Source organism: Streptococcus sp. HMSC063B03, from assembly GCF_001836965.1.
Taxonomy (GTDB): domain Bacteria; phylum Bacillota; class Bacilli; order Lactobacillales; family Streptococcaceae; genus Streptococcus; species Streptococcus pneumoniae_F.
In genome coordinates this window covers 96,208-102,625 of sequence record NZ_KV831029.1, presented here as the reverse complement: position 1 = coordinate 102,625, position 6,418 = coordinate 96,208, and the positions used below count along the sequence as shown (strand labels likewise).

Genomic DNA, 6,418 nt, shown 5'->3' with positions numbered 1-6,418 from the left:
TAGCAAGTGCTTCAGCATCTACTAGTGCAGTAGCCTCAGCTTCAGCATCGACAAGTACTTCGATTTCTGTTTCAAATTCAGCAAACCATTCGAACTCACAAGTTGGAAATACTTCTGAATCAACAGGTAAATCTCAAAAAGAATTACCAAATACAGGTACAGAAGCTTCCAAATCATCTGTACTCCTTGGAGCTTTGGCAGCTGTGACTGGTTTAGGTCTGTTTGCAAAACGCCGTAAACGTGATGATGAAGAGTAATCGGATTAAAAATACATAGAAAGTATTATTATTTCGATTTATGAAGAATCCCTTGGATGAAAAATCATCCAGGGGATTTTTTTGCGTTTTAAAGGTTAAGGGAGACAGAAAAATAGCATAAAAAATGTTATAATAGTAGGAAAGGAGAACGATTACATGACTGAAAAAATTACGGTAATTGTACCAGTTTATAATGTTGAAAATTACCTAGAAAAATGTTTGGATAGTTTAATTAATCAAACTTATAAAAATCTTGAGATAATTGTAATCAATGATGGTTCTACAGATAATTCGGGTGAAATTTGTCAAGAGTATGCACAAAAAGATAATCGAATTGTCTATATTGAAAAAGAGAATGGTGGTTTATCAGATGCAAGAAATGTAGGTCTGGACAAGATGACTGGTTCCTATGTAACTTTCATTGATTCTGATGATTGGATAGAACAAGATTATATAGAAACTCTATATAAAAAAATAGTAGAGTATCAGGCTGATATTGCGGTTGGAAATTATTATTCTTACAATGAAGATGAGGAAACATATTATTTCCATATATATGGGGATTCCTACTATGAGAAAGTATATGACAATATTTCTATTTTTGAAAACTTATATGAATCTCAAGAAATGAAGAGTTTTGCTTTGATATCTGCTTGGGGCAAACTCTATAAAGCGAAATTGTTTGATTATCTCCGGTTTGATAAAGGTAAACTCGGCGAAGATGGTTATTTTAATCAAAAAATGTACTTATCTGTAAATAAAGTAGTTTATTTAAACAAAGGTCTGTACGCATATCGTCAGAGAAGTGGAAGTATTACAAAAACTTGGACAGAAAAGTGGATGCATGCCTTGGTTGATGCTATGTCTGAGCGTATTACACTACTAGCTAATATGGGTTATCCACTTGAGAAGCACTTAACAGTTTATCGTCAGATGTTGGAAGTCAGTCTCGCGAACGGTCAGGCTAGTGGTTTATCTGACACAGCAACGTATAAAGAGTTTGAAATGAAAAGAACTCTTTTGAATCAGTTATCAATACAGGAGCAAAAGGAAAAGAAAGCCATTGTCCTCGCAGCAAATTATGCCTATGTCGAGCAGGTCATGACGACTATTAAGTCCATTTGTTATCATAATCGTTCGATTCGGTTTTATCTGATTAATAGTGATTTTCCTAATGAATGGTTGAAACAATTAAATAAGCGCTTGGAAAAGTTTGATTCAGAAATTATCAATTGTCGGGTAACTTCTGAGCAAATTTCACGTTACAAAACAGATATCAGTTACACTGTTTTTCTGCGCTATTTTGTGGCTGATTTCGTGAAAGAGGACAAGGCTCTTTATTTAGACTGCGATTTAGTAGTAACAAAAAATCTAGATGACTTATTTGCTACAGATTTACAGGACTATCCTTTGGCTGCTATTCGAGATTTTGGAGGCAGAGCCTATTTTGGTCGAGAAATCTTTAATGCAGGTGTTCTCTTGATTAATAATGCTCTTTGGAAGCAAGAGAATATAACTCAAAAGTTGATTGATTTAACCAATGAATGGCATGATAAAGTGGATCAGGCTGATCAAAGTATTTTAAATATGCTTTTTGAAAATAAATGGCTAGAACTAGATTTTGATAATAATCATATTGTCATTCATGAACGTTTCGCAAACTATCGTTTTCCAAATGGTCAAGAATATCCAGGGATCATCCATTATTTATCAGAGAGAAAGCCTTGGCAGGTACATGCTGGACAAACCTATCGTGATGTTTGGTGGTATTACCATGATATGGAATGGACAGAGTTAGGAAAAAATCATCATTTACATTCTCTTAAAAAATTGCATATTTATCCTATTAAATTTCCGTTTTCTTGTTTGATTTATACAGCTTCAGATCAAATTGAGCAGTTGGAAACACTAATAGTGGCTTTACCAGAAGTGCAATTTAAGATTGCAGCAAGGGTAATCGTTAGTGAGAATCTTTCTAGATTTGTTGTGTATCCAAATGTCACTGTCTATTCTGGAACAGTATCTTTAGAGGAATTGGATAGAGAATTGGTAGAGACGAGTCAAGTACTTTTAGATATCAACTATGGTGAGAAGGAAGTAGAGATATTAGAGCAATTTATTTCCCAAAATAAACCAATTTTAGCCTTTGAAAATACAAAATCGTATGAAGCGAATCAAGAGATATATCAGATTGATCAAGTTTCAGAAATGATAGATAGAATAAGAGAGTTAAATAGATGAGGAAAAATACTGTGCGAGGCGATGCACTAATTTTAACTGTAAGTGATCAGATTGAACAATTAGAATATATTTTAGAAAACTTACCAGATATTTGTTTTCATATTGCAGCTCCTGTACACTTTTCTGAAAAGATAGGAGTACTGGAGTCAAAATACAATGTCCGTCTCGTGACAGTTACAACTGATCAGCAAATTGACTTTCTAGTGAATATGTGTGATTTCTTACTAGATATCAATCATTTTCAAGAAGTGAATGCTATTGTATCGAGATTTTTGCAGGTTGAGAAACCTGCCTTTGCTTTTGATAATACAGTCCATGGAAATCAGGGGCAGGAAGTTTTTCTATCAAGTACACCAGATAAATTGGTTTCTAGAGTGAGAGAGTATCTGAATGAAGTCAGAGTATGTACCAATCATCAAGAAAATATCATCCAAGATGGAAATTGGAATGTATTTCAAATTGATAGTAAAGCTAGTCTAATTGTGGGAAGCAATGTCATTTGTAGAAATTTTGAGAATTTCCATGTTTCTTCAGGGAAGTTAATACTGCATGATGGTGTCTTTATTAATAACTCTTGTAGTTTCAACTGTATGGAAAGAATTGAAATCGGTTCTGGAACTATGATGGGAGAGGGAGTTCGTTTTTACGACCATGATCATATCTACACAGCTGAGAAAATCGAAAAATGGCAGTGGACTACAGCACCAGTTAGAGTTGGAAGGGATTGTTGGATAGGAAGTAATGTCACGATTTTAAAAGGAGTGACTATTGGGGATAATACCATTATAGGTGCAGGATGCATAGTGCGTAAAGATATTCCGGCTAATAGTGTGGTTTATAATGATGGGAATCTTATTGTAAAAGAAAGAGGATAATTTGGAGCTATGGATATAAAAAAAGCGATCGTTTTAGGAGCAGATAATAATTATCGTGACAAGTTGGAAACGACTATTAAATCTATTTGTTATCATAATAAGGATTTGAAATTTTACATTTTTAACGAAGATATTCCCAAAGAGTGGTTCTGTCTCATGGAAAAGAAATTGGGGAAAATAAACTGTGAAATTTTAAATATAAGGATTGATGCAGAAAAAGTAAAACACTTTTCTACTCCTAATAAGCATATTAGATATATGACCTATTTTCGCTATTTTATTCCTGAAATTGTGGAAGAAAGTAGGGCTTTATACTTAGATTGTGATATGATCGTTCACAAAAGCTTGGATAAGTTATTTGAAATATCTTTTGATGGAAACTATATTCTCGCTGTTCGGGACTCATGGGATGTAAATTCTTTTAATGCAGGAATGATGGTTGTTAATGTTGACAAATGGGTGTCAGAAAATATTTGTCAGCAATTGCTAGATTTAACTCATGAAAAACACCAAGAAGTATATGGAGATCAAGGGGTTTTAAATTTATTATTTAAAGATAAATGGAAAGAGTTAACTCCCTATTTTGATTTTATGGTTGGGCTAGATGCAGAAATTTTTTATGAAAAAAGACCAGATTGGTTTTTACAGAAATGGGATGTGTCATATGAGCCGGCTATTATCCATTTTGAAGGAAAACATAAACCATGGAATCATTCGATAAAAACAAGATATCGAGAATTATGGTGGTTTTACAATGGTTTAGATTGGCAAACTATTTTATCAGAAAAGGATACAAAACCGACATCGTTTAGTGACATCGCAACAGTTAGTTTATTTCATACAGCTATCTTTACAGATACGCAAGAGTTGGAACATATAGAATATCTTGTAGAAAAACTTCCAAATGTCCATTTTCATATTTTTGCTCATAGTTATTTTGGATCGAGAGTATTTAATTTAGAAGTTTTTAAGAACGTATCACTTTATCCTAATTATACTTCATATCAATCTCAAGAAATTCTGAGTAAGTTAGATTTTTATTTAGATATTAATCATTATCAGGAAATAGATAATATTCTTTCAGTGGTTAAACAGTTATCAAAACCAATATTTGCATTTGAAAATACTAGCCATGATGCGAATAATCGAAGTCATATATTTTCTTCGGCAGAGCCGGAGAAAATGGTAGAGTCTATTAGACAATTCTTAGGAGAATAGTTGAATTGCTTATGAATGAATTAATTAGTATCATAGTTCCAATTTATAATGTTGAAAATTATTTGAGACAGTGTTTAGATAGTATTCAGAATCAGACTTATCAAAATTTTGAGTGTTTATTAATCAATGACGGTTCTCCAGATAATTCTGCTGATATTTGTAGAGAGTATCTTGAGAAGGATTCTCGGTTCAAATATTTTGAGAAAGAAAATGGTGGAGTATCATCAGCTAGAAATTTAGGTATTGAATGTTCGGGGGGGGACGTACATTACTTTTATTGATGCAGATGATTGGGTGGATTCTGACTATTTAGAAGTCCTTTACAATGCGCTTATAGATGAGAATGCAGACATATCAGTATCTACTTATAAAAGGTTTCATATGGCGGATAATTGCTGGTATATTCATTCTTTTCAGAGGGGATATGAAAAAAGAGTATTTACAAATCAAGAATTAATTGATGAATTTATAGATTTAGATACATTTGATTATTCCTATCGTTATGTATGTGGCAAATTAGTTCGCAAATGTCTGTTAGATAAGATCGCTTTTAACGAAATGACAACCCTTGGTGAAGATATGGAATTTTGGCTAAAATTATATCTTATTTCTAACAAAGTTGTGTTCGTTAATAGAGATAGCTATATATATCGTTTAGATAATGTTGACAGACATTTTGGGTTAGAAAAAATTCGTAGTGATATTCAACAGCGATTGAATTTTATCGCATTTCTTGCAGTTAGAGGTGTAAATGTATCAAAATATGTAAAAACTTGTTTATCTTTAATTACAAGTCAAGTTGCGAGACTAAAGGAGTCACCTGAATATGATACATCTGAAACAATAAGGTGGCTTCATGAGGTTATGTTTTTGCTAGAAGGGAGAAGTAAATCATAAAATGTTGGAAAATGAATTAATCAGCATTGTAATTCCAATTTACAATGTAGAAAATTATTTGAGACAATGCTTGGATAGTATTGTTGCTCAAACATATCAAAATTTCGAGTGTTTATTAATCAATGATGGTTCACCTGATCATTCAGCGGATATTTGTAGAGAATATGTTTCTAAAGATTCTCGTTTTCGTTATTTTGAAAAGGAAAATGGTGGGGTGTCCTCTGCAAGAAATCTGGGAATTGAGCATTCTAAAGGAGAGTATATTACTTTTATTGATTCGGATGATTGGGTAGATTCTGATTATTTAGAAGTTTTATATACGACTCTTTTAGAAGAAGGAGCAGATATAGCTGTCTCGACATATAAAAAATTCAATATAAAAGATAATTGTTTCTACTTTCATATTTTTCAAAGAGGATATGATAAAAAGACATTTACAGGTCAAGAATTGATTGATAATTTGCAAGCATTGTCTTCTTTTGATCATTCTTATAGCTCTACCTGGGGGAAATTGGTTAAGAGTGTAAGAGTGGAAACTATTCGTTTCAATGAAGAAACAACTTTAGGAGAAGATATGGAATTTTGGTATAAATTATATCTAATTTCTGATAAAATTGTATATGTAAACAAAGATAATTACATTTATCGAACTAGTAGTGATGAATACAAACATTTTGAATTAGAAAAAATTAGGAGTGATATTCAACAACGATTGAATTTTATTGCATTTCTAACTGCTAGAAAGTTAGAAGTTAGTTCGTATGTAGATGACTGTATTGTGTATCTTCGCTATTTAGTTGACAAGATAAAATTCGAGGAATTGGAATTTACTCAAACTGCAAGATGGTTGCAAGAGGTACTATTTCTATTAGAAGGATAATATATCAGTCTGTAGGTCAAGAAAAAGTTTTTGTAGATGTTGAGAGGATT

The 6,418-nt window shown here is 32.3% G+C and carries 5 protein-coding genes and 1 pseudogene; all 6 read left to right on the top strand.

Annotation, left to right across the window (positions count from 1 at the left end):
• The coding region (locus HMPREF2628_RS04440; RefSeq protein WP_142350492.1) for an LPXTG cell wall anchor domain-containing protein at positions 1–257 on the top strand (257 nt) is incomplete at its 5' end.
• A 156-nt stretch (positions 258–413) separates the two neighbouring features.
• On the top strand, positions 414–2,498 hold the full coding sequence (locus HMPREF2628_RS04435) for a glycosyltransferase (protein ID WP_070842448.1): 2,085 nt from the start codon (positions 414–416) through the stop codon (positions 2,496–2,498).
• Complete coding sequence (locus HMPREF2628_RS04430; protein WP_070842447.1) at positions 2,495–3,373, top strand: acyltransferase; 879 nt, start codon at positions 2,495–2,497, stop codon at positions 3,371–3,373. The genes HMPREF2628_RS04435 and HMPREF2628_RS04430 overlap by 4 nt, the downstream gene beginning before the upstream one ends.
• Before the next feature lie 9 nt (positions 3,374–3,382).
• Positions 3,383–4,591 (top strand): glycosyltransferase, encoded by a 1,209-nt coding sequence (locus HMPREF2628_RS04425; RefSeq protein WP_061590258.1) that lies wholly within the window; start codon positions 3,383–3,385, stop codon positions 4,589–4,591.
• Between the two features lie 11 nt (positions 4,592–4,602).
• Positions 4,603–5,488 (top strand): annotated as a pseudogene (locus HMPREF2628_RS04420) (glycosyltransferase family 2 protein).
• 1 nt (position 5,489) lies between these two features.
• Positions 5,490–6,368, top strand: coding sequence for a glycosyltransferase family 2 protein (locus HMPREF2628_RS04415; protein WP_061590257.1), 879 nt, complete (start codon positions 5,490–5,492; stop codon positions 6,366–6,368).
• The last annotated feature ends 50 nt before the right edge of the window (positions 6,369–6,418 follow it).